The following is a 26,775-nucleotide window of genomic DNA, read 5'->3' as shown; positions in this document are numbered from 1 at the left end:
TCGATCCGCCGCTTCCTGCGCCCGGTCTGCTACCAGAACCTGCCCGACGCGCTGCTGCCGGCGGATATGGCCTGAGCATCCCCGGTGGCCGTGGCGCGGTGCCGCGCCACGGCCCCGGTCGCCCAGGTCCTAGACCCCTGAACCTGCGGTTAGGCCGCGCGCATCAGTCGCGGAACAGGTAGATCGGGCTGGTCCAGGCCTGGTTGCCGTCCTCGAATGTCGCGCAGATCCAAAGCGGCGTATCGCCGGTGTCGCGGATGTTGACGGTTTCCGAAAGGGTGATCTCGCGCGGCAGGGGCGCGTCGGGCAGGCGCTGCACCCTCAATTCGCGCGCGAGGCCGCCGGCGTCCATCACGGTCGGTTCGATCCCGATTTGATCGAGCGCGAGCGACATGTTGCCAAGATTGGTCATGATCTCGAGCGTTGCTCCGGTATCGGCGCTGAGCCAGGTATCAAAGCCCATCATGTTCCCGGTGGTCACCCCGTTCCAGACCACCGCGGCAGAGCCGGTCTGGTCCAGCGTTTGCTCGTGATTCAGGCGATTGACGCGTTCAAACCGGTCGATGCGCGCGCCCTTGAAGTCGGCGCGCCCGCGCCAGTTGGTATTCCGGCCGCGGCCGCGATATTCGGCACCCGACCACATGACGCGGATACGGTCGCCCAGATCGGCCTGGCCGTAGGGGCGAAGGCGCTTGAGCACGGTGGTGGCGTCACGCAGTTCGAGGCTGACGATTCCGGCCGGGGCCTTGACGGTCACATCGATCTCGGCCGTGGTGCCGTTTACCTTTACGATGTCGCCCATGGTGCAGCGCTGGACCGACTCGGTCGCGGTATCCGCAATGGCGTCCGGGTTGCGCAGGAAAAGGGTGCCTCCTTCCGGCAGCTGGGCCGCGACATCGATGAAGACGCGCGGGCCGGTGGTGCCATAGGTATGGCGGCGGCGGATTGCCTCGAAAATGCCGGCGCGGGTGTTGTCCGGGGTGACAAAGCAGGTCAGCCCGCCATAGGCGCCAAAGACGGAGGCGCCGGGATAGCTGGAGCCGGGGCGACCCTTGTGACCGTCGCTGTTGCAGACCACGCCGACGCGCCGGCGCATCGGAAAGCCGTCGGTCAGGATCCACTCGAAACTGCCCCAAGCCGAATGCATCTCGACCGCCGCCTCGAAACGCGGGTCATGGTCGAAGAAGATGTTGGCATAGCGCCCGCCGACATGGGCATACATCACCGTCTCGGTCGGTTCCTGTTCGAATTTCTTGTAGAGGTCGGTGAGGGTGTGCGCGTCGTTGGCCGCATCGCTGCGATCGGCCACCAAGGCATGAGAGCAGCGATAGATCGGCGCACCTTCCTCCATGTAGAAGACGTTGTGATCGCCGCCGACGGCGGTGTTGCCCGACCATTCATAACCGGGCAGGACGGTAAACCGCCCGGGGTCGTTGGCCTCGGCGGTGATCTCGTTCAGACGCTTCCAGAACTTGTCGGTGATCTGGAAGTCGTTGCCCTGGTGGCTGGTCACGTCGAGAAACGACTTGTTGCGGGCGAAGTCGAAGTAATACTCGGCAATATTGGTGCCGACGGTCTCACCGGTCTGGCCGTGCAGGTCGCCCCAGTAATGCACCGCTTCGCGGTTGGCGATCATCAGTGGCCCTGCCTTGACCACCTGTCCGGTCTCGTCGGTGAATTTGATGTGCAATTCGCCTTCGCTGTCGCAGGTCAGGCCCTCGAGCGTCATGGCGCCGCTTTCGGGCGCGAAATCGATGCTGTCGGGCAGGCCCGCGACCGGCAGGGTCGCCTCCACCGCAAAGCGCCTGGGCCCTTGCCCGGTGGGGTTGCCCCAGCGGTCTTCGGCCTTAAGACCCAAATGGAACGGCTGGCCGGGACGGCGCAAGGTCGGCAGCACCGCGAGGTGCCGGGCGACCGGCCCGGGAATGACCGTCACGAAGAGCGGCTCACCCGACACCGGGACATGCACGCCGGTGGCCTGTACGTCCGCCATCACCCGGAAAACCCGGCCTGAATCGAGGAAGGTCGGCATCAAGAGGCCCGGAGACCCTCCGGTGGTGTCCCCGATGGTGATTTCGATGGTCTCGCCGGGTTTCAGATAACCGCCGCTCTGGTAAACGGTGAGAACCTCGTTCCAGGGGCGCTGCCCGCCGTTGCGGTCATACTTAAGCTGCAACCGGCCTTCGCCCGAGCTGGTCGCGGTTACGTAATTCGGCGCGGTCGGGTCAGTGGTTTGCAAAAAACCGGCATCCGAGATGAAGCGGAACGCGATCCGCACGCTGCCGGTGTCATCCAGACCCAGTTTGCCGGTCTGGTAACGGATGCGAAAGGTCTGGTACGTCCGGACTTCGGCAGTCCGGGGCCCTTCCATCGTCGCCGTGCCATAGAGCGAATCATCGTCGCCGGGGCGCGTCGTAAAGCTCGCATCGCCAACGAGGGCCGGGTCGACAGGATGATGGGGAAGGGTCATGCAAAGGTCTCCTAGATGCTTATTGCTATATAGTTTTATAGTACTCCGATTGTTTTGCCACCGGGATTTGCGGGCAGATACCCGGCGTCATGCGTCAAAGATGAAATTTTTAGCAGAAAAGGCCGAATATGTGGTTCCCGCACAGTGAAACGAGAAAAGTTTTGCCCTCCGAATACAATATAGTAATTGTGGAGCATCCAACCAGAGAGGTTTTCCCATGAAACTTGCAAAGGCCATCGCCACGATCGCGTTCGTGACCGGCATCGCATCCGCGGCAGCCGCCCAGGACTATCCATCGAAACCCGTTACGCTCGTGATTCCCTATGCTGCCGGTGGATCGACAGAGACAATGGCACGGGTCTTCTCCGTCGCGCTGGGTGAAGAGATGGGCGCGAAAATCGTGGTCAAGGTGCGCCCCGGTGCCGGCGGCGCGCTTGGCGCGTCCGAAGTGGCGCGGGCGCCTGCGGATGGCTATACCATCCTGTTCTCCACCGCCTCGACGCTGATGTGGCCACCGCTGACACAGGACGTGGACTTTACGCTGGACAGCTTTGACTTTGTCGCAAAGATCTCGGACTACCAGCAGGCCATCGTCGCGGCGGCCGACGCGCCGTTCGACACGATGGAAGAACTCATCGAATATTCCAAGGACCATACTCTGAGCTATGGCGATCAGAGTTCGCTGTCGCGGGCATTCACCGACGCCGTGGCCGAAATGGAAGGCATTCAGTGGAACGGCATCCCGACCAAGGGCGGCGGCGAAATGGTGCCCTTCCTGCTGGGCGGAAAGATCGATTTCGCTTGGTCCGGCGGCGTGCATCAGTCTTATGGTGGCAAGATGAAAGTCCTGATGTCGATGAATTACGGCCGCCTCGCGGCCAGCCCCGACGTGCCTTCGATCCAAGAGCTGTACGGCATCTCGATGCCGAGCCAGGCGATCCTGAGCGTTCCCAAAGGCACGCCGGAAGACGTGATCGCCTTCATTTCCGACAAGGCGGAAGCAGCCATGGAAGATCCGGAATTTGTTGATCTGATGAACAACAAGCTGAATTTCCCCTTGGCCTACCAGGACTCGAAACAGATCACCGAGGCGATCGTGGAGAGCAACGCGGTTCTGGCCAAGATCGCGGGTAAAGAGTGAGCAACGTCAAACAGACTGATCAAGGCGCCGCGCGGCGCCTTGATTTCATCTGCGGTGTGGTCCTGGCGGTGCTGAGCCTGGTTGCGCTGGTCTGGGTGATTCCGGCTGCGGTCCCCGGCGAGGCCTCGCGGGGCGAAGTGGCGCCGTCATTCTTCCCCAAGCTTACGGCAGGCATCATCTTCATCTGTTCGCTCGCACTGGCCGTGCTGAACCGCGATGCGCTGCGCGCCAATGCGCGCATTGGCGGCTGGACCATCCTGGGTGAAATCGCGGGGTGGGGCGTTCTTGCCACCATAATCATGTTGCTGTTGATACATGTTGGCCTCGTTCCGGCCAGCATCCTGGCCACTGCCGTCGCCACCGTCGTGGCGCGCTATCGCGGACATTGGGGTATTCCCGTCGTTGTCGCGGTTGCCCTGCCTTTCGTTCTGCGCTTCGGGGTGCAGGCGCTTTTCAGCATCGAACTTCCCTGAGAGCCGGCTATGTTGGATCAGATCCTCGGCGCCTTTGATGCGGCGTTTTCCATCTACAATCTCATCGCCATCGCCGGGGGCATCACCCTTGGCATCATCATCGGCGCCATTCCCGGGCTGGGCAGCACCACGGCCATGGCGGTGCTGATCCCGGTCACCTATTACATGACTCCGCTGGTCTCGATCGCCTTTCTTGTCGGCGTCAACAAGGGAGGGACCTCGGGTGGAGCGATCCCGGCGATCCTGTTGAACAGCCCCGGCACCCCCGAAGCCGCGGCCACGGCGATGGACGGCCACCCCATGGCCAAACGCGGCGAGGCCAAGCGCGCGCTCAAGTTCGCGATCTTTTCCTCGGTCACCGGCGACACGATCTCCGATGTCATGCTGATCTTGCTGGTGGTGCCCTTCGCGGCAATTGCGCTTCAGTTCGGGCCGCTGGAATATTCGATGGTTTTCCTGTTCGCCTTTGCGCTTCTTTCGAGCATCACTGGCGACTCGCCTTTGAAAGGCACCATCGCGATTTTTGCCGGTGTGCTGCTTTCTACGGTCGGGCTGGATCCGGTGCGCAGCACGCAGCGCCTGACATTCGGCGAGATGAACCTGTATGACGGCCTTCCGCTGATCCCGGTTGCCATCGGCGGCCTGGCGCTTGCCTCGGTCCTGTCCGAGATGCTGGACATCGGCCGTGCGGGCGGCAAGGTGGCCTTCGATCTCCAGCAATCGAAGGCTGGGGAACAGACAAAACTGCCGGCCCGCGAGTTCTTTTCCTATTGGAAAACGATCATCCGCTCGTCACTGATCGGTTCCTTCGTGGGGATGTTGCCGGGGCTTGGCGTCACTCTTGCCGCCTTTCTCTCATATGGTGCTGCGCGCCGCTCCTCGCCCAATGCCGCCAATTTCGGCAAGGGCGCACCCGAGGGCATCATTGCCACCGAGGCGGCCAACAGCGCCGTCGTGGGCGCCAACCTTGTGCCGACCATCGCTCTCGGCATTCCCGGAAATATCGCCGCGGCGCTGCTGATCGGAGCGCTGGTGATGCATGGGGTGGTGCCGGGGCCGTTCATGCTCCAGATGCACGGCGACCTGATCTATGCGCTGTTCGCCTCGATGATCCTCGCCAATTTTGTCCATCTCGTCATCGGGCGGCTTGGCGTGAACATCTGGGTGCATTTTGCGACCATCCCGCGGGGATTGATCCTGCCGCCTGTCATCACACTGTGCATGGTCGGCGTTTATCTTCCGGCGCAATCCTTCTGGCACATCGGCGTCATGCTGGCCTTTGCCGGGCTTGGGATCCTGATGATCCGCACGGGGTTCTCGATGGTCTGCCTTGTCATCGGCTTTCTGCTGGGCGGCCAGTTCGAAACCTCGATGCGTCAGACACTGCTGCTGTATAACGGCAAGCATGCCGAGATGCTTCAGTCACCGGTGGCATTGCTGTTCCTTCTGCTCAGCGTGGCGGTTATGGTTCGTGGATTCATGCGCCCCCGGATCGTCAAATGAACCAGCCAGCTATCGCTGACGGCGACGCGAAACTGAGCGTCCTGCTGCGCGACATACTCGAACGAGAGGTAGAGCAGGGCTCGAACAAGCGCGATGCGCTGCGGATCGCCCTGGTCTGGGCCATCAACTCGGGCCTGCTGAAGCCGGGATCCCGGCTTCCGCCTGAAACGGCACTGACCCGGGACCTTGGCGTAAGCCTTGGGACGGTCCAGGCGGCGTTGCGTCAGGTGCAGGATCTCGGTCTGATACAACGGCGCCGTGGGGATGGCACCACCGTTTCGGAGGGCACCAAGTTCTCGCCGGCGATCTGGCATTTCAGGATGTACCATGCGGACACGCACGAACAGTTTCGCATCCTCAACCAGGAAGTCGAAGTGCTGCAAAGCACTGCCCAGGGGCATTGGGGCGACCATTTGGGCGCGCTGCCCAGCTATCTGGTGATCCGCCGCCGCATCGAGGGCACCAAGGATATTCTGATCGGTGCGGAAATGATGCTGGATCCGGCGCTTGTCCCGCCGCACCTGATTTCGGCGAGCGAATTGCGGCTGACAAACCTGCGTACCGTGATCGAGCAGAAGCTGAAGATCCGCGCGGCCGCGTCAAAGCATCGCGTGCGCTGCGAAGATGTCGACCCGCGCAAACTTGCCAGCTTTGGCCTCGACCCGCACCAGCCCACGCTGACGGTCGATGCGCGCACGGTACTGACCGATGGCCGGCCGTTCTATTTCCAGACCCTCTATGTGCCGGCCGACAAGGTGGAGCTTGAATTCTAGAACCTGCGACCGGGCGCACCCCGACATATGGCCGGTCTAGGCGACGTTGTCGCCCAGATAGGCGCTGCGGATTTTCGGGTTGGCCAGCAGTTCGTTCGCCGGGCCTTCCAGGACGATCCGCCCGGTCTGCAGCACATAGCCGTAATCGGCGATTTGCAGGGCCATCGAAGCGTTCTGTTCGACCATGAAGATCGACACGCCGGTCTTGTTCACCGTGGCGATCAGGTCCAGCACCCGGTCGACGAACAGCGGTGACAGGCCCATGGTGGGTTCGTCCATGATGATCAGCTTGGGCCGGCCCATCAGCGCCCGCGCCATTGCCACCATCTGCTGTTCACCGCCCGACATGGTGCCGGCCTTCTGGCGAATGCGTTCCTTCAGCCGCGGGAACAGTTCCAGGACGCGTTCGTAGTCACGCTGGATTTCGATCTGGTCATTGCGGACATAGGCGCCCATCATCAGGTTTTCGCGCACGGTCATGTCACCGAACAGGCGCCGCGCCTCGGGCACCGTGCTGATGCCGGCGCGTACGATTTCCGAGGTGGGCGCACCGGTGATGTCCTTGCCCTCCATGGTGACGCGGCCGGTTTTCGGCACCTGCAGGCCCAGGATCGTTTTCATGGTGGTGGACTTGCCCGAGGCATTGCCGCCCAGCAGGCAAACGATAGAGCGCTCGGGCACGGTCAGCGAAACATCGAAATGCACCTGCACCGGGCCGTAATACGAATTGCAGTTCGTCAGTTGCAGCAGCGGTTTTTTCATTCCGCACCTCCCGCCGCCTGCAGCGGCATCATGCCGGGCGCGCCGTGGTCGTCGCCGCCGATGGCCGAATGGCCCAGATAGGCCTCGATCACCTTTGGATCATTGCGCACCTCGGCCGGCTTGCCCTGCGAGATCACCTTGCCATTGTCCATCGCCATCACCCGGTCCGAAAGTTGCATGACCATGTTCAACTTGTGCTCGATCAGCAGGATCGTGCGCCCCTGCGCCTTCAACTCGCCGATGATGCTCTGCATCTCGGCGGTTTCGCTTTCGTTCATTCCGGCGGTGGGTTCGTCGAGGATCAGCAGGCGCGGGTGCAGAGCCAGCGCGCGGGCGATTTCGACCCGGCGGCGGTTGGCGTAGGACAGCGAATAGGTCGGCTGGTGGATCCGCGGCGTCAGCCGGTCGCCGAAGGTGGCGACGATCTCGCGCACCTCGGCCCGCATCGCCGCTTCCTCGTCGCGCACCGATTTCGGTCGGATCAGCGCCTTGAGGATTTCCAGCAGCGGCGCCACCACCGGGATGGTGGAACGCGCCGCCCTCAGCCGTGTGTGGCAACCGATCAGCACGTTGTCCATCACCGTCAGGTTGCCGAAGACGCGGCCGTGCTGAAAGGTGCGTGCCATGCCGATCCCGGCCATCTTGTGCGGCGGGAAATTGGTGATCTCGGTCCCCTCCAGCATGACCTTGCCGGCATCCATCCGGTCCTGGCCGGAAATCAGGTTGAACAGCGTGGTCTTGCCGGCGCCGTTGGGCCCGATCACCGAGAGGAATTCGCCTTCGGCGACGTGCAGGTCGACATTGTCGACCGCGGTGATACCGCCAAAGCGCCGGGTGATGCCGGTTGCGCTCAGAAGTGGTGTGGAGGTCATGGTCAGCCGCTCCCCAAAAGGCCCTGTGGCCGGAACCGGATCAGCAAGATCAGGGCGACGCCGTAGAACATCATCCGGTACTCGGCGAGCACCCGGAACATCTCGGGCAGGGCGGCGACCAGCACGGCGCCCAGCACCGCACCGGTGATATTGCCCAGGCCGCCGAGGATGGCGATGGTCAGGATCAGGACGGATATCAGAAGGTTGAAGGTATTGTAGTCGATGAAGCTGAACTGGTGGGCGGTGACGGCGCCGCCGATACCCGCGATGAAGCCAGCAAAACCAAAGGCCAGCCCCTTGTAATAGTTCGAGGCGACGCCATAGGTTTCGGCGGCAACCGTATCCTCTCGGATCGCACGCCAGGTCCGGCCCAGATGCGAGTTCAGCAGCCGCGCCTGCAGCAGCCCCGCCACCACCACGATGGCCAGAACGAACCAGTAGGTTGCGTTGGTCGAGAACAGCGGCAGGCCAAAGAACTCAAGCGGCGGGATGCCGTAGAGACCGAGCGACCCGTTGGTGACGCTGTCCCAGTTCAGGATCACCAACACCACGATCTGCCCCAGCGCCAGCGTTCCGATCGAAACATAGTGGCCGCGAAGGCGGAAGGACGGATAGGCCAGACCGGTGCCCAGAACCGCCGTGATGATCCCCGCCGACAGCAACCCCAGCGCCACCGGCAGACCTGCCAAGGTCAGCAGCGCCGAGACATAGGCCCCGATGGCGAGGAAGGCGGCATGTCCGATCGATACCATCCCGACCGTCCCTGCCACCAATGTCAGCGACATCCCCGCCAGCGCATAGATCAGCGCATTGGTCATCACCTGTGTGACATAGGGCCGGTCGAGCATCGGAAGCAGCGCGGCAAGCAGCACGACCAGGGCGGTTGCCCACCACGGGATCGGGAACGGCCGCGACTGGGTGACGAAAGTGCCGGTCATCGGCTCGGCCTGGCGCTCCCGCGCCTTTGCAAACAGCCCGTTCGGCTTGAATAGCAGCATCAGCAGCAGCACCGCAAAGGCAAAAAGGTCGCGATAACTCGCCCCGAAAAAGCCGATGCCATAGCTCTCGATCAGGCCAAGGATCAGTCCGCCTCCGATGGCGCCCGGCACGTTGGCCATACCGCCGATCACGATCGCCACCATCCCCTTCAGCATGATGTTGAAGGATGTGACCGGGTCGATGCTGTTGAAGTACAGCCCCACCAGCAGGCCGGCGATAGCGCCCAGGGCACCGGCGGTGGCAAAGACGGTCATGTTGACCGCGTGTATTTTCACGCCCATCTGCATGGCCGCGTCGTCATCCTGGGCGGTGGCGCGTACCGCCATGCCGATCTTGGTCTTGAACAGCAGCAGGTACAGCAGCCCGGCAGAGACCACCGCCGTCGAAAAAATGAAGATGTCGACGATCCCGATCGTGCCGGTGCCAACGGTCACTCGCCAGTCCGGCAGATCCGCGCTCAGCGCGCGTGGCGTGGCGGAAAAAATGATATGCACCAGTTGGTCCAGGATCAGTCCCACCCCGATCGTGGCCAGCAGGGGCGCGATACGGGATTGGCGGTTCAGTGGCCGGATCGCCAACCACTCGATCAGGGCGCCGACCATGCCGCCGCCAATGGCGACCACGAAGACCGACAGCCACAGTGGCAGGCCCAGATACATGAGGCAGGTCCAGCCGATATAGGACCCGATGGTAAAGACCGCGCCATGGGCAAAATTGATCAGGTTCGAAACCCCGAAGATCAGCGCCAGGCCCACCGCCATCAGCGCGTAGATCGAGCCGATGACCACCCCGGCCACCGAAAAATCGATCCAGGGAAACGAAAGGACATCCATCATAGTATCGCGGTCTCCGAATTTGCGCGCGCAAGCAGCGGCTGTCCGCCGCGGCACCAGAAAGGGTCCGGCGCGCGATCTGCTGCGCGCGCCGGACGGGTCTTATTCAGCGCCCTTGAAAAGTTCGAACGCACCGTCGGTGACGACAAGCGTGGCGATCTGCGGGCCGGAGACGCGTCGCGTTTCGGGGTCGAAGGAAACTTCGGGGAAGATCACGCTGGGGATGCCCGAAATTTGACCGAGGCCCGTCTTGATGTCTTCGCGGCTGGTGCCGTATTGCCGCATGACCTCGGACAGGATGTGCATCGTATCAAATGCCATCGCATTGAAGCTGTTCGGCGCGTGGCCGTATTTTTCTTCGAAGGTGCGGATGAAGTCCTGTACTTCGGCACGCGGTAGGTTCGGCGCGAAGTAGGCGGTGGTGTACACGCCCTCGGCGGCATCACCGGCCAGGTCCAGGAAGTCGGGGGAATAGATCGATCCCACGCCCAGGATAGGCAGTTCGATGCCGGCTTCGCGCAGTTGCCGTGTGACCAGCGCGCCGTCGGCGTAATAGCTTTCCAACATGATGCCGTCGGGCTCCGACGACATCACCCGGGTGATGGTCGCGCGAAAGTCCTTTTCTTCGGGCAGATAGCCTTCGACCGCGACAATCTCGCCGCCAAGGGCCTCGAATGCCTCGACGAACAGGTTCTTCGCCGTGGTGCCCCAGTCGGTGTTCAGGTGGAACACGCCCAATTTGCGCATCCCAAGCTGATTATAGGCGATATCCGCCAGCAGCGGCTGTTCCTGGCTTTGCGGGATCGCCGAAGACCAGATGTAATCACCGGCCTTGGTAAAATCCGGGTGGGAGTTGGTGAAGCCGAATTGCACCAGGCCTGCGCGCTGGTACAGGGGCGATGCCGCCATCGAGGAGGTCGAGGACAGGTCACCAACTTCGACCACGATTTTCGGGTCGTTGATGAATTTCTGCGCGATGGCGACTGTCTGTCTTGGGTCGTTCTGGCTGTCTTCGACGACATATTCCAGGACCTTGCCGTTAATGCCGCCTTCGGAATTGATCGTGTCGAGCGCCAGGTCAAACCCTTCGATCCAGGCCTCGCCATATTGCGCCGCCGGGCCGGTCATCGGTGCGGTGACGCCGATGGTCACCGTGTCCTGCGCCAATGCGCCGGTGGTCAGGAAAAGCCCCAGCGCAAGCCCGCCAAGGCCGCGCCGGGTGAGTTTGTGAGTGGTGGTCTTCATGGTAGGTCCCTGTTTCTTGAAGTTTTGGTTTGGTTTTTCGCTGTTTTGTCAGCTTCTTGATTTATTGCTGCCGGCCTGGCTCAGGTCGTTCAGCGTGGCCTCATCCAGTTGGAGTTCCGCTGCGCCCAGCAGGTCTTCCAATTGGTCGATAGTGGTGGCCGAAGTGATGCAGGCCGCGACCGTGGGCTGCGCCATCAACCAGGCCAGCGCGATCTGCGCCGGGGTGCCGCCGGTTTTTTCGGCCGCCTGGTCAAGCGCGGCCAGAATGCGGAAGCCCTTGGGATTGAGGTATTTCTCAACATCACCACCGCGCGCGCGGTTTTTCACGGTGTCGGCGGCTACGCGGTACTTGCCGGTGAGGAAGCCGCTGGCCAACGAGAAATAGGGGATGGCCGAGACCTGTCGCTCGGCGCAGAGCTGCGCCAGCGAGCCTTCGAAGGCCCATTCAAAAGCGTCGCGATCATAAAGGTTATAGGGCGGCTGCAGGGTCTGGAATTTCGGCAGACCATGCGCCTGTGCGTAATCCAGCGATTGCTTCAGGCGCGGGTAGAGGAAGTTCGAAGCACCGATATAACGCACCTTGCCGTCGCGGATCAGCTTGTCATAGGCGGCCAGCATCTCGTCCGGCTGGGTCAGCAGATCGTCGCGATGGGCCTGGTAGAGGTCGATATACTCCACGCCGAGGCGCTTCAGGCTGCCCTCCACGGCTTTGAGGATATAGGCCGCACTTAGGTTCGCACCGCCCGGCGTGCGCGGCGAGCCGCATTTGGTGGCGATCACCACCTTGTCGCGTTTGCCCGTCGCGGCCAGCCATCTACCGATCGTGGCCTCGGATTCACCGCCCACATTTCCAGGTAGCCAGAAGGAATAAACATCCGCCGTGTCGATCATGTTGAACCCGCGGTCGGTGAAAACGTCCAGCAGGCGATGCGACATCGTTTCGTCTGCGGTCCAGCCGAAGACCGAACCGCCGAAGGCAATCGGTGCGACCTGCAGGTCGGAGGTGCCAAGCAGGCGGCGGGAGGGGGTAACGCGCGCGTCCATCCTGACCTCAGCGCGCGGACTTGTTGACATGGTCGGGCGAGTAGAACGGCGTGGTGGCCAGTTCATGTTCGTCCTCCCAGGCCTGGAGGCTTTCGAAGATCGGTTCGAAATCCTCGGCGAACAGCTTTTGCGACAACCCGGTGACCAGGCGCTCCGGCGCGATGTCGAGCGAGGGCACGTCTGCGGCGACAAAGCCCGCGCTCATGTAGCTTGCCATGTTGAACAGATGGATCCGGTTCAGCGGCGCGTCCGATTTCGATTGCAGCTCGCAGGTCTCTCCCAAATAGGGGTGCAGGCCGAGATGTGGGCGCTCAAGCCCCTCGGGCGGCGCATAGGCGTCCTGCCACAGGCGAATGTCCGGATAGATCGAGGCGAATATCGGTTCCTGCGCCAGGTCCACCCGGAAGCCGGTGCCGAGGATCAGGAAGTCATATTCGCCCGCGGGGCCGTTCTCGATTTCGATCTGCACGCCGGTTGCGGTCGGTGTTGCCGAACGGAACTTGGTGCGGAAATGCACCTTCATGCCGGGGATGCGCAGGCAGCGCAGCAGCGTTTCATGCGGCGGCACCCCGGTCATCAGGTCCAGATAGACACCCAGCCGCCAGCGGTCGGCATCCGGCAGGGATTGCCAGCCTTCGAGAAAGCCCATTGCGCTGGATGGGCGTCCCTTGTTGACCTGCGGCAACGCCGGGCGCCGGGCAAACAGATCAACCGAGGTCGCCCCCGCCTCCAACGCCGTGGCCGCGTTGTCAAAAGCCGAGGCGCCGACGCCGATGATGGCGATTTTCTTGCCCTTCAGCCGGGCAAAGTCGATGTCATGCATCGTATGGGCCAATCGATCCGGCCCCAACTCGGGCGAGATGCCCGGCGGATTGGTCCAGCCGCCGGTTCCCGTCCGACCGGAGGCCACCACGACACGTTTGGCATACAGCGTTTCGCCGGATTTCAGCACGACCGCGACATGATCTGGCGCGGGGCGCAGATCGATGGCGTCGGCGCCATTGCGCACCGGCAGCGCCAGCGCAGTGCGGACCCAGAGGATATAATCCTGCCAGTCCTGGTTCGGAATCTTGTAAAGAACCTCCCAGGCCGCGTCGCCATAGACCGCTCGATACCAGCTTTGAAAGGTCAGGTTGGGAATGCCAAAACATATTCCGGGCAGATGCTTGGGCGAGCGCAACGTCGGCATGCGGGCATAGGTAACCCAGGGGCCTTCGCGACCTTCCTCTGCGCGGTCGATAACCAGAAAGTTGCGGATACCGGCAAGTTTGAGCGCCGCGGCGACACCGATTCCGAATTGCCCGGCGCCGATCACCAGAACGTCCAGCAGGGTGGTGCCATCTGGTGCCCGGCGCGGCGCGGTCCAGGCCTTGCGCGGAAGGCCCAGGCGTTCAAGGTCGGATTCCAGCCCCGCCTGCAGAGCCGCTAACCCATCGCTATTGACGGGGTCGGGCAGCGTACTGGGCATGGTGAAAGCTGTCATCTCATCCTCGCGGTTGGCGTATGTGTTGTTGGGTCCGCGCAACGGGGGAGTGAGCACCGCCTCCCCATCGGCCCGCGCGCACCATGCATGGAAGTCAGGCTAACCCTGCGGCGCTGCAAATTCGGAGCGTCCTTTGATCGGCGGGGCATAGTTTGCACCCGCAGAATTCGACAATATGGGAAAATTGCGGTTTGAATTTGCGTCGAACGATCAAACTCATCAAATCCTTCGCGGTTTTGCCGAGAATCACGGAACCTGAAACTGCACTCGGCATCGGCCACGCTGCACCGCAACATGACAAAGCGCGCGGCGGATTCGGCGCGAAAGGGGCGCATGGTCTCAGACAAAGTTGGTCGGGATCTGGCCGGTGCTCTTCACCTCTTCCATTGAGATATAGGAAGAGACATCGAAGAAATTCACACGCGATACCAACCGTTTATAGATGATGTCCCAATGTTCGACGTCCGGGAGTATGACCTTGAGCAGATAATCGATATTCCCGGTCAAACGGTAGGTTTCGACGATCTCGGGCACGTCTGCGACAGCGGCCCGGAAATTCTCCAGCCAATTGCTGGAATGGTCCGAGGTGCGGATCGTGACATACATCGTTGTCGGCACCTGCATCTTGCGACGATCAAGGATCGCAACGCGGCGCAGGATATAGCCGTCAGATGTCAGTCGACGGATCCGGCGCCAGCAGGCCGAGACCGATAGGGCGACGCGCTCGGCCATGTCATTGACGGGAAGTTCGGCATCTTCTTGCAGCAATGCCAATAGCTTGCGGTCGCGATCGTCGATCATGGGGTGCCTGTTATTCTGTTTCGGCCTCCCCTTGGGGATTAATGCTACGACTCCTGCGCTGCAGCTCCAGAACAAAAAACGCCGCGTGGCGCGTTTTCGGCGATTTGCGTAAGCTGATACCGCTTCATACCGAAATGCTGCACAGAATTTGCGCAGTCGCTGCGTCAACTTCGGTGAATTAGGGCGTCCGCCACCTGGAGGGAGTCGCCGCGCGGCCAGATGATTTGGGGAGGGGCCTGCGGTTGGTTTTTCCGGCGGGTGTTGTTGGCGCGTCAGACGCACAAATGATCGGCGCTATTGCCGAATATACGCAAAATCCGCGCGTCATTCATTCGATAGGCTCAGTGCAGCGGACGCGGAACCACCCGAAGCCGCAAATTCGACCTGCTTTCACGATTTCACCGCCCAGGGGGCCACATGCCATTTGCCACCTTTCGCGACGCCCTGCGAAGGCCCGACATCTTGTCCCATCTTCGAGATGGATTGATCGGGGACGACATTCTGATCCCATCGCCATTTGGCACCCAGCGCCTGCTGTACGCCGATTACACCGCCTCGGGGCGCGCGTTGCGCCAGGTCGAGGATTTCGTGACAGAACAAGTGCTGCCTTATTACGCCAACAGCCATACCGAGGCGTCCTTTTGCGGCGCCGCGATGACCCGAATGCGCGAGGCCGCCCGCGCCGTGATTGCCGATCTTGTCGGTTGCGGGCCCGACAGCAGCGTGATCTTCACCGGCTCGGGGGCGACCAGCGGGATCAACCGGCTGGTCGGATTGCTCGACATTTCCGGTCGGGTGGGCAGGGGCGGCCGCGTGGTGGTGCTGATTGGCCCCTATGAGCATCATTCCAACATCCTGCCCTGGCGCGAAAGCGGCGCCGAGGTGGTCGAAGTGAACGAAGCGCCCGAGGGCGGGCCCGATGCGGACGCGCTGCAGCGCGCCCTGAACGAGGCGCGCGACGCTGATCTGGTGATCGCCGCCTTTTCAGCTGCGTCCAACGTCACCGGTATTCTGACCGACACCGATGCGGTTACCCGGCAGGTGAAGGCCAGCGGGGCACTGGCGATCTGGGACTATGCCGCCGGCGCCCCCTATCTTCCGGTCGATATGGGGCAGGGCGCAGCGGCCAAGGATGCCATCGTTTTTTCGCCGCACAAGTTTGCCGGCGGTCCGGGGGCTTCGGGCCTCTTGGTTGTGCGCGACACTCTTCCGCGAAAGGCCCAGCCCACCGCACCCGGCGGCGGCTCGGTGCGCTTTGTTTCGCCCTGGGGCCATCAATACAGCGACAGCCTGGCGGCGCGGGAAGAGGCCGGCACGCCGAATGTGATCGGTGACATTCGCGCCGCCCTGGCGCTGATGGTCAAGGAAGCGGTCGGCACCGACGTGATCGCTGACCGTGATCGCGCCCTGCGCGCTCGCGCGCTGCAGGCCTGGGCCGATATGCCCGAGTTGGAACTGCTGGGAAATTCGGCGGCAAACAACGCGCTGCCGATCTTTTCCTTCCGGGTGCGTGCGCCGGGAGGCGGGTACATCCATCACCAGTTGTTCACCCGGATGCTCAGCGATGTCCACGGAATCCAGGCCCGCGGGGGCTGTGCCTGCGCCGGGCCCTATGCGCACCGGCTGCTTGGGCTGGACCAGCAGATGTCGCAGCAGATCGTGCTGCGGCTGGATGACGGTCACGAGCTTGACCGCCCCGGCTGGGTGCGCCTTAACCTCAGCTACCTGCATAGTGATGCACAGGTCGACCGGATCCTGGACGGCGTCGCAAGCCTCGCGCGGCAGGCGCCGGATTTGCAAGCCCACTATGCCGGCGAAGATGCCACCGCGCGTTTCCGCCCGCTGGAAGCCGCAGAATAACAAGAATCCCGGACAATCCCACCAACAGGAGCAGATTTTGACCATGGACGTAATCGACACGCTTGCCGGGCTGGCCCCGCAGGCCCACATGCGCGCAGCGCGCCCGGTGGCGCGAGAAAACGCGCAGAAAAGTCACGACGCGCTGTTTGCGCCGACCAGTGAGGACATGATGCCAATGTCCGAACGGCTGGCCGTTGCCGCCTTTGTTGCCGGGCTGCACCGTGATGCACCTGCGATGGACTATTACACCGGCCTGCTGGAGGCTTCCGATGCCGCGGCTTTGTCCCCAACGGTGGCCGAGGCGGTTCGCAGCGGCCTAGCCGAAGGGCCCTACGGCGCCTATCCGCCGGGGCCGCTGAGCGTCGAGGATGTACCAGGGCCGGTGTTCCAAGCGGATCCGGCGGGGCTGGGGCCGCGGCTGGCCGCCGCCTTCGATTATGCGCATCTGCTGGTTTACCATCCGCGCGACGCCGGCCGCGCGCATACCGAGACTCTGGTTGCCGCGGGATGGAACGCCACCGACATCGTGACCCTGTCGCAACTGGTCGCCTTCCTCTGTTTCCAAATTCGTGCCGCCGCCGGTCTCAAGACCCTTGCTGCCAACCTTTGAGGCCCATCGATGACCGATATCCAGACCTATGACCACCAAGAACCCGATGTCTTCACCCAGGACGCACTGGGCTGGGTGCCCTGGCTGCCGCCGCTGGAAGAGGCCGATCTGACGCCGCGCCATTGGGAAGCGCTGGTGCAGAAATCGCGCTCGAAAATGCCCTATTTCATGCTTTTGGCGCGCGATCCGGATATCCTAGAATACCGTACGCGCACCGACCTGGACATCTTCTTCAATCCCGATGCGGGATTGCCGCGCGCTGACCGGGAAATGGCGGCGGCGGCAACCTCACGCTTCAATGGTTGCATCTTCTGCTGCTCGGTCCATGCCCGCTTTGCCGCACATCATTCCAAACGGGCCGAGGAGGTGCAGAAACTCCTGGACGAGGGGGTTTCGGCCCGGATCGATCCGCGCTGGGACGCGATCATCGACGCCGCCACCGCACTCAGTGCTACGCCCTCGACCTTCGGAGCCGAGCATGTCGAGCGATTGCGCGCCACCGGCATGGACGACCAGAGCATCGCCGACGCGATTTACGCCATCGCCTTCTTCAACTGGGCCAACCGCCTGATGCTGGCGCTTGGATTGCCGACGCCGCCGGCCGGCGGCTGACGCTCAACTGCGGGCCAGATAAAAGCCGCGGTGCAACCGGTTTTGATAATCCCGGAACGCTGGATCCTTGCTTGGCGCGCGCGGATCAGATGGCGTTCCGGGCTCGTCCGGCCCGCGAATGTGACCTGATACCAATCGGCGTCAATCCGGGCTGCGCTTCCTGGGGGCACTGTCGCGGTATATTCCTCTTCAGGCGCCGATATCGGACAGCAGGGAGTCGACCTGCTGCGTGATCTCTTGTGCCTGCGCATCGGGAAAGCGGGGTGCAAATCGACCGGCATCATTGTCGTAGTAGCGGCCCGAGGCAGTGGCGAAGTCCCGGGACAGGGCCGCCTGTGTCAGGATATCGACGCCGATGTTGAGGTTGTTGCCGGAGGTTCCAAACCCCTCGCGCACCATGCGGGTGGCCAGCAACGAACCGGGATTGACCGCCAAAGACACCGGTCCGTCGGGATGTGAATCGGCAAATGCCTGGCTCCACAGGGTGATCGCCAGCTTGCTTTGCGCATAGGCCTCCATGTCTTGCAACGATCGGTTGCCATCCAGCGCCTGCGGGTCCACCGATGCCTGGGCCGCAGACGACAGATGGATGATCCGGCCGTCCCGCGGGATCAGCGGGTGCAGCCGTGTGGCCAGCAACGCGGATGCCAGGGTGTTCACGGCAAAGCGCACATCGAAACGGCCCGCGCGCGTCTGCGCGGTCTTGAAGACGCCGGCGTTGTTGATCAGCACGTCGATCGGCTGCTGCAGTGCGATCAGGCGCGCCGCCATCGCGGCGGCGTCGCTCAGGTCGGAAAGATCCGCCAATTCGGTTTGAACCTGCGTCCCAAAGCGACGCAGATCATCCGCGGTTTCAGCCAGCTTTTGTGCATCGCGGCCATGAAGGATCAGGGCATGGCCCTGCTCGGCCAGCGCCTGCGCGGTTGCCCGGCCAAGCCCCTGCGTCGCTCCGGTGATCAATATGGTTTTCATGGCTGCGTCCTTTCAGGAAAACAGCGGCAGCACGTCGCGCGCCAGCCGGTCGAGTGTTTCATTAACAGGTGCCCGGTTGAACCGCAGGTTCAGGGCGACGTGGTTCACACCTATCTCTTCAAGATGCCTGAGATGGCTGACCAGCCAGTTGCCCCCGGTCCGCACTCCGAGGTGGATCGGCTGGGGCCCTGCATCGGGGTCTTCGGCCAGATCGAGATAAAGCGGTTGCAGGACGGGCTTTTGCGGCACTCCGAGCCGGGCCAGGCGGTGGCGCCACTGCTCCAGAACTCGGCCTTGATCCTGTCCCGGACGCGGATAGGTCATCCAGCCGTCACCATGTTCGGCAATCCAGTCATCGGACTGACGGCTCGATCCGGTGATCAGCAGCGGCAGGCGCGCACCAAAGGGTTTGGGTAACATGTCCAGCCCGCCATTCACGCGGCCGAAGCGGTTTTCGATCCGGGTTTGCTGGTCGCCCATCGCCCGGATATAGGCAAAGGCGTCGCGGAACGCCGCGCCGCGTGCCTCGAAATCGACGTTCATCGCCGGATATTCCTCTGGCCGATCGCCCGAGGCCACGCCCAGGATCAACCGACCGCCCGACAACATGTCGGCGCTGGCGGCCGCCTTGGCCACATGGGCCGGGTGGCGCAACGGCAGAACGATCGAGGCCACGCCAAGCGCGATCTCGGAGGTCTGCCCCGCGAGAAAGCCAAGATAGGTGAACGGGTCGAACAGTTGCCCCGCGTCACCGAAGGATGGCACGTTGAACGGCACATCGCGCAGCCAGACAGCACGAAACCCAAGCGCCTCGGCCCGCTGCACCCGCGCAAGATGCGCGGACATGTCAGCCACGGCGCTGTCGGGATAGGCGGTGATCGGCACCACCAACCCAAGGCTCAGTTGTCCGGGCCGGAAGGTAGAGGCAAAACCCCGGTTGATCTGGGGGAAGGCGGTAATATCGTCACGCATGGTCATACCCCATTCGGTCAGACCGCCCCAGAAAGGGGCGACCCGGTTGGATCAGCCGGCAAGCTTGCCCCTGCCTTTGATCGGTCCAGGGCTGGACTCGCGGTCCAGCACCTCTTCAAGCAAGAAAATCCAGTCCCGCTCCATCCGCTTCGACCTGATGGCAGGTCAGCCGGACAGTCCTGGTAGAACCTGCTTGCCAATCACCCGCCCGCTTTCCTGCTGCAGATGCGCCGCCGCCAGGGTTTCGACCGTCAGCGCATCGGCGCGTTCGGTCACGGTGGACAGCAACTCGCCCTTGTCCAGCATGGTCGAGACCCGGTTCAGCAGATCGCGCTGTGCTTCCATGTCGCTCCCGAACATCGAACGGGTGAACATGAACTCCCAGCTGAGAGTCAGTGCCTTCGGCTTGGCCGCCGCGATATCCAGCTCCTGCGGATCGTCGATCAGGGCGACGTGCCCGCGCGGTGCAATCAGCTCGACAATTGCCGGCCAATGCTGGTCCGTTGCGGTGAGCGCGGCGACATACGCCGGCACCTGTCCCAGATCGCGCAGCTGTGCCGCCAGATCATTCCGGTGATCGATCACGTGATCCGCGCCCATGAGGCGCACCCAGGCCTGTGTTTCAGGGCGCGAGGCTGTCGCGATCACCGTCAACCCGGTCAGGCGCTTGGCCAGCTGGATCAGGATCGACCCGACACCGCCCGCGCCACCGATCACCAGAAGGCTTTGACCAGACCCACCCCCTTCGGCAAGCCGGAAGCTGTCAAAAAGCATCTCCCAGGCCGTGATCGAGGTCAGCGGCAGCCCGGCTGCGTCGGTGAAATCGAGGCTTGCAGGTTTGCGCCCGACGATCCGTTCGTCGACCGCTTGAAATTCTGCATTGCTGCCGGGGCGGGTGACGTCGCCGGCGTAATAAACCTCGTCCCCGATCTTGTAATTGCTGACCTCGGGGCCAACCGCGGCCACCACTCCTGCCGCATCGAAGCCAAGGCGGCCGAAACCCTCGGGCGCCCGCGCCGCACGCAGCTTTACATCCACCGGGTTCACGGAAATACCCTTGACCGCGACCACCAGGTCACGCGCCCCCGGTTGGGGCATGTCCACGTCCTGCGCCGTCAAAACCGTGGCCGGGCCGGTTTGGGTGTAACCGATTGCTTTCATCACTCAGGTCCTTTGCCTCATTGGTTGCGGCCTAAATACTTCTTTCGTTTGAGATAAAAACTGGGCATATCAGAGTTCAGTTTTCCGGATTTCAGGATAATCACGTGGATATAGAAGCGCTCCGCCTGTTTGTTGCCGCCGCAGAAAGGCTGAACATTTCGGCCGCCGGGCGCAGCCTGGGACTGGCCCCCGCAATTGCAAGCGCGCGTCTGGCGAAGCTGGAAAAAGAGTTGGGGGCCGAGCTTTTGCACCGCACCACGCGCAAGGTGTCGCTGTCGCAGGAGGGTGCGGACCTGTTGCCCTATGCGCGTGAAATCATTGCGCAGTCCGAAGCCGCACGCGCTGCGCTTGGCCTGAATGCCGAGAAACCCTCTGGCACGCTGCGCTTTGCCGCCCCCAGCAGCTTTGCCCAGCTGCATATCATCCCGCAACTGCCCGCGTTCCACGCCGAATACCCGGACATCACGCTGGACCTGCGCCTGTCAGACACGCGCTTTGACCTGATCGAAGGCAGCTTTGATCTGGCCCTGCGCAGCGCGCCTTTGCAGGACAGCAGCCTGCGTGGTCGCAAACTGGCCGATGATGTCCGGGTGTTATGCGCATCGCCGGAGTACCTTGCCGGGCATGGAACGCCGCAAACCCCGGAAGATCTCGCCGGGCACCATTTCCTGTCCTGGCGCAACGCCAATCGCCGCGAGTTGATGGCGGGCCCCGCGCGGGTCACGCTGGACCCGCGGCAGATGGTCTGCCGGACAATCCTCGACGACGGCACCTCGCAACGGATCGCGACGCTTGCCGGTGGCGGGATTTCGATCAATTCACTCTGGAGCGTCGCGCATGAACTTCGGGCAGGCCGGCTGGTGCGCATACTGCCGGATTGGCGTCTGGCAGATGACTCGGTTTTATGGCTGATCTATCCGCGGTCCAATGTTCTGACACCCAAGGTACGGTGTTTCATGGATTTTCTGTTGCAAGCATTGAAATCAGACCTTTGGCAGCAGTGACCGCCTGGTCCCCGTACAGGGGCCAGGATTGGGTCAGCCCCTCAAGGATCAGCAACAACGCAACCTGCTGGCCGGCCAGCTGCGTCAGCACGCCGGCACGGTCCGCGACCTCCTGCTTGTGGCGTTCAAGCAGGGCGCGCAACGCCGGGTTGCCCGGATCCGCAGCTACGGCCGAATGAAAGAGGCAACCATGGGCGGCCTCGTGTCTCATCCACTCGGCCACGCGGTCTATCAGGGTGCTGCGCGCGGCCTGCGGGTCGCCGGGCAGACCGTCCAGCACATGGCTTAAATACCTCTGATGCCGGTGCTCCAGCGCGGCAATCACCATGTCGCCGCGCGACGGCATGTATTTGTACAGCGTGCGCAGGCTGACGCCGGCGGAGTCGCGTAGATCGTCGACGCTCGGTTCGGCAAAGCCATGCGCGGCAAAGGCCCGCTCCAGCCCGGCGGCAATTTTTTCGCGTGTCTCGGTCATGCTTGACGCGGTAAAGGGATCACTCTACCTGCGCAAGTAGAAACCACATTCTACCCGGAGGGATACGCCCATGCCCGTGCCAGAAACCATGAACGCCGTCTGCCTCACCGGTCACGGCGGCCTTGATCGGCTGGTCTATCGCGAGGACATGCCGGTTCCCCGACCCGCCGCCGGCGAGGTTCTCATCCGGGTTCGCGCCTCCGCGGTGAACAACACCGATGTTAACACCCGAACCGGTTGGTATTCCAAGGCCGTCCGGGGTGACACCAACTCAGCGGCTGTCACAGGCTATGACGGCGCTGCCGACGCCGATGGCGCCTGGTCCGGGGCGCTGTCCTTTCCGCGGATTCAGGGCGCCGACTGTTGCGGGGATATCGTCGCCGTGGGCCGCGGGGTTGACCCGGCGCGGGTGGGCGAGCGGGTGTTGGTCCGTCCCATGTACCATCCCGCCGCAAACAGCGATCCGAACGCGCTGGTGACCTTCGGATCAGAACGCGACGGCGCCTTTGCTCAGTTCACGACCATCGAGTCCGAACATGCGATTAGGGTGAACAGTGCACTTTCGGACCTTGAGTTGGCCTCCTTTCCTTGTGCTTTCTCCACTGCCGAAGGCATGATCCAGCGCGCCGGCGTCGGTGCTGAACGTGTGCTGATCACCGGGGCCTCCGGCGGTGTCGGATCGGCCGCGATCCAGCTTGCCAAGCGGCGCGGGGCGCATGTGACGGCGGTGACCAGCCCGGGCAAGGCGGACAATCTGCGCGCGCTTGGGGCCGACACCATCCTGGCGCGCGATGAGGCCTTGCCGGCCGACGCCTTCGACGTTGTGCTCGATCTCGTCGGTGGTCCGGGCTGGCCCCAGTTGCTCGACGCGCTGGCTCTGCGCGGGCGCTATGTCACCTCGGGTGCCATCGCCGGCCCGATCGTCGAGCTTGACCTGCGCACGCTCTACCTGAAAGACCAGACCTTGATCGGCAGCACGCGGCAGGATCCCCGCGTGTTCACGGATCTGGTCAGGTATATCGAAAGCGGCGAAATTCGACCGGTGATGTTTCGCAGCTTCGATCTCGCCGAGATCCACGCCGCGCAGGAAGCCTTTGTCAGCAAGCGCCATATCGGCAAGATCGGCATTCAAATTCCGTGATCGCAGTTTGATAGGGGACGAGCGCAGCGGATTGAGCGTTCACGTTTCCAGAGGATCCCAAAGAATGTGAGCGCACTCTCTTGTAATGATGATTATGTTCAATAGGCCGGATTCGATTGCCAACGGACGCTCTGAGGGCCGCAAAGCTCGGCACCTCGATGTCCCCGCCGTGATCCGTTCGGCAGCGGAAATGCCCGGTTTTTAAGTGTCCGTCAGCCGGTTCGATTTTTCCGCAAATGCCCCCAACCAGTGATGCGCATCGCGCAAGCGGGTTTGCATAGGTGATAAAAAACCGCGGTTTTGCCGGCATTTTCACCGGCTGGCCGTCGGAGTTTGCCGCGATGCGGAATTTGTACGACGCTCATTTAGTATTCAATTGGCCAGTCTTTCGCTCTATTTGTATACAATCTTGGCGGCGGCGAACCGATATTTTTGTCACGACTCTTCCGATGCGGCGGCAGAGGTGAAACCGAGGGGCAATGCCTCCGACCATCGAAAGGATCTGACATGGACCGTCGCAAGTTTATCACCGCCTCCGCCACGCTGGGCGCCGGCGCGCTGGCCGCACCGGCCGTGGCGCGGGCGCAAAGTTCGTTCAACTGGAAAATGACCAACGCCTATGGCCCCGGCTCGCCCTTCTATGTCGAAGGCCCCGGCAGCCCGATCGATTTCTGCAAGAAGGTCGAGGCAATGTCCGACGGCCGCATCACCATCCAGCATTTCGCCGCCGGCGAGCTGATCCCGGCGCTGGAAGGCTTTGACGCGGTACGTTCGGGGGCGGTCGAGATGAACGCTGCCAATGCCTATTTCTGGGCCGGCAAGATCCCGGCGGCGCAGTATTTCACCACCGTGCCCTTCGGCATGAACTTTCAGGGCATGAACGCCTGGCTGTATCACGGCGGCGGCATGGCGCTGTGGGACGAGCTGTATGAACCGCTGGGCCTGAAGGCGCTGCCGATGGGAAATACCGGCGTGCAGATGACCGGCTGGTTCCGCGACCCGATCGAAAGCGTCGCCGATTTCCAGAACCTGAAGATGCGTATCCCCGGCCTGGCCGGCAAGGTCTATGCCGCGCTTGGCGTCGACGTGAAACTGCTGCCGGGTGGCGAGATCTTCCCGGCGCTGGAACGCGGCGTGATCGATGCCGCCGAATTCGTCGGCCCCTACCAGGACCGTCGCCTGGGCCTGCAGAACGCCGCCAAATACTATTACACCACCGGCTGGCACGAACCGTCCAACGTGACCGAACTGCTGATGAACGCCGAAGCCTGGGCCAGCCTGCCCGCCGATCTGCAGGAGATCGTCAAGACCGCGGCGATGGCCTGTAATCTGGAAAGCCACACCTGGTGCGAGGCCAACAATGCCGAGGCGCTGCGCGACCTGGTCGACAATTACGGCGTGCAGGCGCAGGTGCTGCCCGATGCCGTGGTGTCCGAACTGAAGGCCGCCACCGACACCGTGCTTGCCGAATTCGCCGCGCAGGACGAACAGGTCAAAAAGGTGCATGACGCCTTCATGGCCTTCAAGGCCGAACATCAGGCCTGGGCCGGCGTGTCGGAAAAACCGCTATATGGCCTGCCGGGCTAAGCCTTGATGCTCCCCCTGATCAAGACCCTGTCGGACGGTGCCCATGGCACCGTCCGCGTTATTGGAAACATTGCCGCCTGGACCGGCCTGGCGCTGGTGCTGCTGGTCGCCTTCAACGTGCTGTCGCGTTATCTGTTCTCGTTCGGCTCGGTTGCCCTGCAAGAGGCCGAGTGGCACCTGATGGCGGTGGCGGCGCTGTTTGGCATGTCCTACGGGCTGAACCAGGGCGGCGAGGTCCGCGTCGATATTGCCTACGCCCGCTTTCCCCCCCGGCTGCAACTGGCGGTCGACCTGATCGGCAACCTGCTGATGGCGGCGGTGGCGCTGATCATCGCCTGGCTGTGCATCGCCTATGTCAGTGCCAGCTATTCCATCAACGAGGGATCGCCCGATCCCGGCGGCCTTGGCTATCGTTATCTGCTGAAGGCGACGATGCCGGTGGCCTTTGCCCTGCTGGCACTGCAAGGCCTGGCCATGACCGGCCACAGCCTGCTGGCCCTGCTGCACCCCCATCCAAACAAGAGCTGAAATGCCCCTAAACGAAATTCTCGCCCTGGTGATGATCGGGGCCTTCTTCCTGATGCTGCTGGGCGGCATCCCGGTGGCGGTCTGCCTGGGAGTCACCGGTTTTGTCTTCGGTTACGCCGGGTTCGGCCCCTTCCTGTTCACGCTGCTGCCCGCGCGCGTGTTCGGCGTGATCACCAATTACACCCTGTTGGCGCTGCCGCTGTTCATCTTCATGGGCATCATGCTGGAGAAATCCAAGATTGCCGAGGAATTGCTGGACGTGATCGGCTTTGCCATGGGCGGGCTGCGCGGCGGCATGGCGCTGGCGATCATCCTGGTCGGCGTGCTGATGGGCGCGGCCTCGGGCGTGGTGGGCGCCACCGTGGTCACCATGGGGTTGATCGCGCTCGGTCCGGTGCTGAAACGCGGCTATGACACCGGGGTGGCCTGCGGCGTGATCTGCGCCTCGGGCACGCTGGGCCAGATCATCCCGCCCAGCCTGGTGCTGATCCTGCTGGCCGACATCATGGGCGAATCCGTCGGCACCCTGTTCGCCGCCGCGCTGTTTCCCGGCCTGCTGCTGTCGGGCCTGTTCATCGCCTATGTGCTGGTGCTGGGCCTGCTGAACCCCGGCGCGCTGCCCCCGATCCCGGCGGCCGAACGTGCGGCGCTGTCGCGCAGGGACCTGGCGCTGAAGCTGCTGCGCGTGGTGCTGCCGCCGATCGCGCTGATCGTCGCGGTGCTGGGCTCGATCATCGGCGGCGTCGCCGCCCCGACCGAGGCGGCGTCGATGGGCGCGCTTGGCAGCATCGTGCTGGCCATCCTGTCGGGCCGCTTTTCCCTGCCGGTGCTGCGCGACGCGGTGCACGGCGCCTTTATCACCAGCGCCATGGTGTTCCTGATCCTGATCTTCGCCCAGCCCTTCGGCCTGGCCTTCCGCGGCCTCGGTGGCGAAAACCTGGTGCATGACGCCTTTGGCATGGTGCCCGGCGGCCTCAACGGGCAGATTCTCTTCCTGATGCTGCTGCTTTTCGTGCTCGGCTTTTTCCTGGAATGGATCGAGATCTCGTATATCGCACTGCCGCTGTTCCTGCCGATCTTCATGAATGCCGGGGTCGACATGGCCTGGATCGCCATTCTGGTGGCGGTGAACCTGCAGACTTCGTTCCTGACACCGCCCTTCGGCTGGGCGCTGTTCTTCCTCAAGGGGGTTGCGCCCCCGCAGGTCACCACCGGCGACATCTATCGCGGTGTCATACCCTTTATCCTGCTGCAATTGCTGGGCCTGCTGATGGTGTTCACCTTCCCCGGCCTCGCCCTGTGGCTGCCCAACGCGATCGGATGGTAAGATATGCTGAACGCTGCCCTGGGATATAACGGCGCGGTCTCTGCCCCGCACCGCGCCGCCGCGCTGGCCGGCCAGGAGATCCTGGCCGCCGGCGGCACCGCGATCGAGGCGATGGTGGCGGCCGCCG

Annotated in this window: 24 protein-coding genes and 1 pseudogene; 13 read left to right on the top strand and 12 right to left on the bottom strand. The window is 62.9% G+C overall.

Features of this window, described 5'->3' with window-relative positions:
• Positions 1–75, top strand: a pseudogene (locus CVM52_RS28110) (aldehyde dehydrogenase family protein); the annotation flags it as partial.
• A gap of 88 nt (positions 76–163) precedes the next feature.
• Here the strand turns inward: CVM52_RS28110 and CVM52_RS12700 are convergent.
• Positions 164–2,470, bottom strand: a complete 2,307-nt coding sequence (locus CVM52_RS12700) for a DUF3604 domain-containing protein (protein ID WP_100162869.1) — start codon at positions 2,468–2,470, stop codon at positions 164–166.
• Positions 2,471–2,687: 217 nt separating this feature from the next.
• On the opposite strand from CVM52_RS12700, the gene CVM52_RS12695 reads away from it, so the two are divergent.
• Genes CVM52_RS12695 through CVM52_RS12680 form a run of 4 tightly spaced genes read left to right on the top strand, consistent with a single transcriptional unit; the run spans position 2,688 to position 6,360 of the window.
• Positions 2,688–3,611 (top strand): tripartite tricarboxylate transporter substrate binding protein, encoded by a 924-nt coding sequence (locus CVM52_RS12695; protein ID WP_100162868.1) that lies wholly within the window; start codon positions 2,688–2,690, stop codon positions 3,609–3,611.
• The gene (locus tag CVM52_RS12690; protein WP_100162867.1) at positions 3,608–4,084 is read left to right on the top strand and encodes a tripartite tricarboxylate transporter TctB family protein; all 477 of its coding nucleotides are present in this window, start codon (positions 3,608–3,610) and stop codon (positions 4,082–4,084) included. Before CVM52_RS12695 ends, CVM52_RS12690 begins: the two co-directional genes overlap by 4 nt.
• Before the next feature lie 9 nt (positions 4,085–4,093).
• Positions 4,094–5,587, top strand: a complete 1,494-nt coding sequence (locus CVM52_RS12685) for a tripartite tricarboxylate transporter permease (protein ID WP_100162866.1) — start codon at positions 4,094–4,096, stop codon at positions 5,585–5,587.
• Positions 5,584–6,360 (top strand): GntR family transcriptional regulator, encoded by a 777-nt coding sequence (locus CVM52_RS12680; protein WP_100162865.1) that lies wholly within the window; start codon positions 5,584–5,586, stop codon positions 6,358–6,360. The genes CVM52_RS12685 and CVM52_RS12680 overlap by 4 nt, the downstream gene beginning before the upstream one ends.
• Before the next feature lie 36 nt (positions 6,361–6,396).
• On the opposite strand, the gene CVM52_RS12675 is transcribed toward CVM52_RS12680, so the two are convergent.
• From CVM52_RS12675 to CVM52_RS12645, 7 genes are all read right to left on the bottom strand, one after another.
• On the bottom strand, positions 6,397–7,122 hold the full coding sequence (locus CVM52_RS12675) for an ABC transporter ATP-binding protein (RefSeq protein WP_100162864.1): 726 nt from the start codon (positions 7,120–7,122) through the stop codon (positions 6,397–6,399).
• Positions 7,119–7,994 carry an ABC transporter ATP-binding protein gene (locus CVM52_RS12670; protein ID WP_100162863.1) on the bottom strand — a complete coding sequence of 292 codons (876 nt, stop codon included), beginning with the start codon at positions 7,992–7,994 and terminating at the stop codon, positions 7,119–7,121. The genes CVM52_RS12675 and CVM52_RS12670 overlap by 4 nt, the downstream gene beginning before the upstream one ends.
• 2 nt (positions 7,995–7,996) lie before the next feature.
• Positions 7,997–9,829, bottom strand: coding sequence for an ABC transporter permease (locus CVM52_RS12665; protein ID WP_205964950.1), 1,833 nt, complete (start codon positions 9,827–9,829; stop codon positions 7,997–7,999).
• Positions 9,830–9,928: 99 nt separating this feature from the next.
• On the bottom strand, positions 9,929–11,071 hold the full coding sequence (locus tag CVM52_RS12660; RefSeq protein ID WP_100162862.1) for an ABC transporter substrate-binding protein: 1,143 nt from the start codon (positions 11,069–11,071) through the stop codon (positions 9,929–9,931).
• 48 nt (positions 11,072–11,119) lie between these two features.
• Entirely contained in the window at positions 11,120–12,115 is a 996-nt protein-coding gene (locus CVM52_RS12655; RefSeq protein WP_100162861.1) for an aldo/keto reductase, read from the bottom strand.
• 7 nt (positions 12,116–12,122) lie between these two features.
• The gene (locus CVM52_RS12650) at positions 12,123–13,598 is read right to left on the bottom strand and encodes an NAD(P)-binding domain-containing protein (RefSeq protein ID WP_133119839.1); all 1,476 of its coding nucleotides are present in this window, start codon (positions 13,596–13,598) and stop codon (positions 12,123–12,125) included.
• Between the two features lie 339 nt (positions 13,599–13,937).
• Complete coding sequence (locus tag CVM52_RS12645) at positions 13,938–14,399, bottom strand: Lrp/AsnC family transcriptional regulator (RefSeq protein ID WP_100162859.1); 462 nt, start codon at positions 14,397–14,399, stop codon at positions 13,938–13,940.
• Positions 14,400–14,816: 417 nt separating this feature from the next.
• Between CVM52_RS12645 and CVM52_RS12640 the strand changes: the two genes are divergently transcribed.
• The 3 genes from CVM52_RS12640 to CVM52_RS27710 are packed head-to-tail and all read left to right on the top strand — an operon-like array spanning position 14,817 to position 17,481.
• Complete coding sequence (locus CVM52_RS12640) at positions 14,817–16,259, top strand: aminotransferase class V-fold PLP-dependent enzyme (RefSeq protein WP_100162858.1); 1,443 nt, start codon at positions 14,817–14,819, stop codon at positions 16,257–16,259.
• A 43-nt stretch (positions 16,260–16,302) separates the two neighbouring features.
• Positions 16,303–16,869, top strand: a complete 567-nt coding sequence (locus CVM52_RS27715) for a CMD domain protein (protein WP_100162857.1) — start codon at positions 16,303–16,305, stop codon at positions 16,867–16,869.
• A gap of 9 nt (positions 16,870–16,878) precedes the next feature.
• Positions 16,879–17,481 (top strand): alkylhydroperoxidase domain protein, encoded by a 603-nt coding sequence (locus CVM52_RS27710; protein WP_100162856.1) that lies wholly within the window; start codon positions 16,879–16,881, stop codon positions 17,479–17,481.
• Between the two features lie 189 nt (positions 17,482–17,670).
• On the opposite strand, the gene CVM52_RS12625 is transcribed toward CVM52_RS27710, so the two are convergent.
• From CVM52_RS12625 to CVM52_RS12615, 3 genes are all read right to left on the bottom strand, one after another.
• Positions 17,671–18,453 (bottom strand): SDR family NAD(P)-dependent oxidoreductase, encoded by a 783-nt coding sequence (locus CVM52_RS12625; RefSeq protein ID WP_100162855.1) that lies wholly within the window; start codon positions 18,451–18,453, stop codon positions 17,671–17,673.
• A 12-nt stretch (positions 18,454–18,465) separates the two neighbouring features.
• Complete coding sequence (locus tag CVM52_RS12620) at positions 18,466–19,425, bottom strand: LLM class oxidoreductase (protein ID WP_100162870.1); 960 nt, start codon at positions 19,423–19,425, stop codon at positions 18,466–18,468.
• A gap of 165 nt (positions 19,426–19,590) precedes the next feature.
• Positions 19,591–20,586: a zinc-binding alcohol dehydrogenase family protein gene (locus tag CVM52_RS12615; protein ID WP_100162854.1), complete on the bottom strand. Its 996-nt coding sequence runs from the start codon at positions 20,584–20,586 to the stop codon at positions 19,591–19,593.
• A 104-nt stretch (positions 20,587–20,690) separates the two neighbouring features.
• Between CVM52_RS12615 and CVM52_RS12610 the strand changes: the two genes are divergently transcribed.
• Positions 20,691–21,590: a LysR family transcriptional regulator gene (locus CVM52_RS12610; protein WP_100162853.1), complete on the top strand. Its 900-nt coding sequence runs from the start codon at positions 20,691–20,693 to the stop codon at positions 21,588–21,590.
• Here the strand turns inward: CVM52_RS12610 and CVM52_RS12605 are convergent.
• On the bottom strand, positions 21,541–22,065 hold the full coding sequence (locus CVM52_RS12605) for a TetR/AcrR family transcriptional regulator (protein ID WP_100162852.1): 525 nt from the start codon (positions 22,063–22,065) through the stop codon (positions 21,541–21,543). The genes CVM52_RS12610 and CVM52_RS12605 overlap by 50 nt on opposite strands.
• Positions 22,066–22,135: 70 nt before the next feature.
• Here CVM52_RS12605 and CVM52_RS12600 point away from each other — a divergent pair, with 70 nt between their 5' ends.
• The 4 genes from CVM52_RS12600 (at position 22,136) to CVM52_RS12585 (ending at position 26,648) form a co-directional block, all read left to right on the top strand.
• The gene (locus CVM52_RS12600) at positions 22,136–23,206 is read left to right on the top strand and encodes an alcohol dehydrogenase family protein (RefSeq protein WP_100162851.1); all 1,071 of its coding nucleotides are present in this window, start codon (positions 22,136–22,138) and stop codon (positions 23,204–23,206) included.
• Between the two features lie 507 nt (positions 23,207–23,713).
• On the top strand, positions 23,714–24,793 hold the full coding sequence (locus CVM52_RS12595; protein WP_100162850.1) for a TRAP transporter substrate-binding protein: 1,080 nt from the start codon (positions 23,714–23,716) through the stop codon (positions 24,791–24,793).
• 6 nt (positions 24,794–24,799) lie between these two features.
• Entirely contained in the window at positions 24,800–25,321 is a 522-nt protein-coding gene (locus tag CVM52_RS12590; RefSeq protein WP_100162849.1) for a TRAP transporter small permease subunit, read from the top strand.
• Position 25,322: 1 nt separating this feature from the next.
• Positions 25,323–26,648, top strand: coding sequence for a TRAP transporter large permease (locus tag CVM52_RS12585; protein ID WP_100162848.1), 1,326 nt, complete (start codon positions 25,323–25,325; stop codon positions 26,646–26,648).
• Positions 26,649–26,775 lie beyond the last annotated feature (127 nt).

It is taken from the genome of Pseudooceanicola lipolyticus, assembly GCF_002786325.1.
GTDB classification, from domain to species: domain Bacteria; phylum Pseudomonadota; class Alphaproteobacteria; order Rhodobacterales; family Rhodobacteraceae; genus Pseudooceanicola_C; species Pseudooceanicola_C lipolyticus.
Note: the sequence above shows the minus strand (reverse complement) of the source record. Positions and strands in the feature narration are given on the sequence as shown.

Coding starts and splice junctions, on each gene's coding strand:
- CVM52_RS12700 (WP_100162869.1), bottom strand. CDS start 2,470: ATGACCCTTCCCCATCATCCTGTCGACCCGGCCCTCGTTGGCGATGCG.
- CVM52_RS12695 (WP_100162868.1), top strand. CDS start 2,688: ATGAAACTTGCAAAGGCCATCGCCACGATCGCGTTCGTGACCGGCATC.
- CVM52_RS12685 (WP_100162866.1), top strand. CDS start 4,094: ATGTTGGATCAGATCCTCGGCGCCTTTGATGCGGCGTTTTCCATCTAC.
- CVM52_RS12680 (WP_100162865.1), top strand. CDS start 5,584: ATGAACCAGCCAGCTATCGCTGACGGCGACGCGAAACTGAGCGTCCTG.
- CVM52_RS12675 (WP_100162864.1), bottom strand. CDS start 7,122: ATGAAAAAACCGCTGCTGCAACTGACGAACTGCAATTCGTATTACGGC.
- CVM52_RS12670 (WP_100162863.1), bottom strand. CDS start 7,994: ATGACCTCCACACCACTTCTGAGCGCAACCGGCATCACCCGGCGCTTT.
- CVM52_RS12665 (WP_205964950.1), bottom strand. CDS start 9,829: ATGATGGATGTCCTTTCGTTTCCCTGGATCGATTTTTCGGTGGCCGGG.
- CVM52_RS12660 (WP_100162862.1), bottom strand. CDS start 11,071: ATGAAGACCACCACTCACAAACTCACCCGGCGCGGCCTTGGCGGGCTT.
- CVM52_RS12655 (WP_100162861.1), bottom strand. CDS start 12,115: ATGGACGCGCGCGTTACCCCCTCCCGCCGCCTGCTTGGCACCTCCGAC.
- CVM52_RS12650 (WP_133119839.1), bottom strand. CDS start 13,598: ATGACAGCTTTCACCATGCCCAGTACGCTGCCCGACCCCGTCAATAGC.
- CVM52_RS12645 (WP_100162859.1), bottom strand. CDS start 14,399: ATGATCGACGATCGCGACCGCAAGCTATTGGCATTGCTGCAAGAAGAT.
- CVM52_RS12640 (WP_100162858.1), top strand. CDS start 14,817: ATGCCATTTGCCACCTTTCGCGACGCCCTGCGAAGGCCCGACATCTTG.
- CVM52_RS27715 (WP_100162857.1), top strand. CDS start 16,303: ATGGACGTAATCGACACGCTTGCCGGGCTGGCCCCGCAGGCCCACATG.
- CVM52_RS27710 (WP_100162856.1), top strand. CDS start 16,879: ATGACCGATATCCAGACCTATGACCACCAAGAACCCGATGTCTTCACC.
- CVM52_RS12625 (WP_100162855.1), bottom strand. CDS start 18,453: ATGAAAACCATATTGATCACCGGAGCGACGCAGGGGCTTGGCCGGGCA.
- CVM52_RS12620 (WP_100162870.1), bottom strand. CDS start 19,425: ATGCGTGACGATATTACCGCCTTCCCCCAGATCAACCGGGGTTTTGCC.
- CVM52_RS12615 (WP_100162854.1), bottom strand. CDS start 20,586: ATGAAAGCAATCGGTTACACCCAAACCGGCCCGGCCACGGTTTTGACG.
- CVM52_RS12605 (WP_100162852.1), bottom strand. CDS start 22,065: ATGACCGAGACACGCGAAAAAATTGCCGCCGGGCTGGAGCGGGCCTTT.
- CVM52_RS12600 (WP_100162851.1), top strand. CDS start 22,136: ATGCCCGTGCCAGAAACCATGAACGCCGTCTGCCTCACCGGTCACGGC.
- CVM52_RS12595 (WP_100162850.1), top strand. CDS start 23,714: ATGGACCGTCGCAAGTTTATCACCGCCTCCGCCACGCTGGGCGCCGGC.
- CVM52_RS12590 (WP_100162849.1), top strand. CDS start 24,800: ATGCTCCCCCTGATCAAGACCCTGTCGGACGGTGCCCATGGCACCGTC.
- CVM52_RS12585 (WP_100162848.1), top strand. CDS start 25,323: ATGCCCCTAAACGAAATTCTCGCCCTGGTGATGATCGGGGCCTTCTTC.